2 protein-coding genes are annotated in these 3,361 nt (G+C 35.3%); both read right to left on the bottom strand.

Annotated features, from left to right (window positions below; all coding sequences use genetic code 11):
• On the bottom strand, nucleotides 1–141 hold a 141-nt coding region (locus tag ACVC2P_RS00895; protein ID WP_452596600.1), incomplete at its 3' end, for a type IX secretion system membrane protein PorP/SprF.
• Nucleotides 142–170: 29 nt separating this feature from the next.
• The coding region (locus ACVC2P_RS00890) for a gliding motility-associated C-terminal domain-containing protein (protein ID WP_452596599.1) at nucleotides 171–3,361 on the bottom strand (3,191 nt) is incomplete at its 5' end.

Raw genomic sequence — 3,361 nt, 5'->3', positions numbered from 1 at the left:
AGATACGGTTTCTGTAGACCCTGCATAGGCAGGGTTTATTACATTCATATTATACATATACTGCGTATACTGCGGGTCTTGTTGTGCATATAATTGATAGCCTAACAAGAATATGAAAATGGTATATATTAGTTTTTTCATCGGTTTTGTTTTCAAAAAAATCTTAGTTTTTATTTAGCTCTATTAATATATACCCAAGCAGACTTTACTTTAACGTTTTGGTATTTCATTACATAATAGTATGTTCCTACTGGTAGTTCATCTCCATCTTTAGATTGGCCATGCCACTCATCTAAATAATTTGTTTTAGAGTATACTTCAGTACCATTTCTGTTATAGATTTTTAGACTTTGAACATCATAACTACTTAAATCGAAAGTGTCGTTAAGACCATCTCCATTTGGTGAAATCCCTTGAGGAATTACACATGTAGGAAGTTCTACAACAAAAATCTCTGCTGTAGCTGTACAACCTGTAGCATTAAAAGTAGTTTCTATAGTATATGTTCCTTCTGTTAATACAGTGTCTAAATCTAAACTTGTTTCTCCTGGTATTAAATCTCCATTATTATACCATGCAATAGTAACTTCAGATTCTGTATAGTTTTCTGCAGTTGCAGTAATTGTAATTGGGACTGTTGCATTAGGGCATACCTCATAATCAAAATCACTTGTAAATGACGATACAGGTATATCGTTAACTATTAGGTTAAAAGGCGTTACTTTATAACAATCTGATGCAGAAGTATTCTCAACTCTAGCGTATACAATTTGTGGATTACTTGTGTTTTGGTATGGTGAAGTTAAAGCATTAACAGCTGCATTAGCATCTGCTTCACTTGCATAATAAGATACTGCAAATGTTGCTGGATCTTGACCGTTTAAGATATTTGGAGAATTAGACTCTAAATCGAAAAGCTCTACACCATCTCTAGAATCATCATCACATAGCTCCATGTCTACACTTGTTGCAACAGGAAGAGCACCTAAAACAGTTAAAGTAAACGTTGTGTTTGTGCTAGCACATCCAGAGCCAGAACCTACAGCATCTACATCTTCAACTCTAACATAAATTATGGTTCCATCTGTAGCAGAATAAGGCGAAGATATTGGGTTTGTACCTGCCTGAGCATCTCCTAAAGTTTCATGATAAGTAACAACAAAATCTGCAGGATCTTGTCCTGGAGAGTTTAATATAATAGCACTTAAACCAGTAAAATCGAAATCTTCTATACCATCTCCAGATTCATCATCACAAGTAATAATGCTAACTTCATCATCAGGAACAATATTTACTAAAGGATCTTGATATAAATTAACGATTACTGTTTGGGTATCGAAACCATCACATTGCGTATCGTATACCGTTACGGTATAACTGTTAGATTCTGTTACTGTAATGGTTGGTCCAGTTAATGTTGGGTCTAAAATACCATTTACAGACCACTCATATAAATCTGCAAAAGAAGAATCTGCTTCTATTACTACAGAGTCAAACCCACAAACGTTAGCTACACTTGGTGTTGCTGGATCATTGTCTAAATCTTCAAAGAAAGTATCGTTACTAACAATTTCTACATCGATAGCTGAGCTTAACGTTCCAGCATCGGTATTCGTCATATTTGTTTGAGTAATTTGAATAATTCCTGGGTCGTTAGCAAAGTTTGTTACTAAAATTAAATAAAAGTCTCCTTCTGTAGCGCCTTCTAAAGTAAAGTTTTCTATTGCAGCGGCAGAATAACTACAATCTGCAATATTACCAAAAGGATAAAAGTCTGGATCTGATGTGTTGTTTGGACAAGAAGGGCAGTCTACTTCTAAGTTAAGATTACAGTAATCTTCATCTGGACTAAAAGGTCCCCATAATACATAATCTACATCAAGTGTATTTCCTATTGCATTTTCGTTAGCATCAAATGCTGTGTTTTGAACAATTTCAACTAAAATATCTCCAGATGAACCAATTTCTAGTACACTATAAGTAGGATTAGGAATGGTTCCTAAACATGCTACAGAGGCATTGTTTGGCATGTCTATTACATTAGAGATGTAAAGTGCTCCACCATCTTCTCCAGCTGGGCAGAAGTTTTCGCTATCTTCACATGTTATATTTGTTGGAGCAATGTATGGTGTAATACATAAGTCGAATGTTGTTGTTTCAGGGTCTCCACCTCCAGAGAATATTCTAATAAAATAAGTGTCTCCTATTGTTAATTGAGGCGTTATATCTGCAGCAGGGAATCCTGCAAAACAATCAATTTCTACTAAAGCATCACATGTACCTTCGTATAATACCATGTCTATATCGAATGTATCACTACCTTGTAAGTTTGTTAAGGCTATTAATTGGAATTCACTTAATGCAGTAAATTGAAACCATACATCGTCATCTGGGTTACCTGAGCAACTTCCATTTGGAACTCCAGAATCGGTAGCTTCTACTAGTGTTCCTGGTGTACTAACTTCGCAAAGGAATCCATCATTTACTGGAGCTTCTATAGCGTCAATACAGTTGTCGTTATCTGGTGGACAAGCTGCTAATTGAATTGCAGAACTTGTAATGATACAGTTGTTATCTTGCTCGTTACTTATTGTAAAAATTATATCTGTTAAAAAAGGGTAAGGGCCAAATTGTGTTACCCCTGTTGCAGTTACAGATACACCTGCACTTCCTTGGTTATCTTCAATTAATAAAGAGGTTGCATCACCTATAGAAGTAATGTTTACGTCTACAAAAAACTGATCTCCATTATCACAATCATCCACAATAGCATAAGTTGCAGTTGGGTTAATACATGTAGCACAAGATATAGTAATATCTAAAGGTGTAAATCCATTATCTGAACAGTTTACAGAACCGTCTGATTGTACTTGGAAAGCTATTGAGCTTCCAGTAGATTGATATGTTATTCCAGAAACATCACCGCCATTTCCATAAGGAGTTGCAGCGTTTAAATCTGTTGTACCATCTGAATCGAAAACAACTAATTCATCCCAACCATTTTCTACTTGCCCAGAATTTATAGTAAAGTTTAGAGGTGTTGTACCATCTACGCTATTAAAAACAAAAACATTAGTATCGTTATTTGTATAACAGTATGAGAAGGCTACAGGCCCAGCTGTACAATCTACATATTGGTCTAAGCAAATTTCTTGTGTTAAGGAGTCGCTTACTATAAAGCAGTTCCCGTCGTTATCATTTGTTACTGTAACGACTACATCTGTGTTATTTGCATAAGGACCAAAAGAAACAACTCCTGTTGCGTTTACAACTTGAGAGTTTCCTTGATTGTCTGATACGGTAAGTGATGTTGCTGTTCCTAAATCTGTAATATCTGTTTCTACAAAAAACTGTGGTCCAT

Source organism: Pontimicrobium sp. MEBiC01747, from assembly GCF_053601635.1.
Note: the sequence above shows the minus strand (reverse complement) of the source record. Positions and strands in the feature narration are given on the sequence as shown.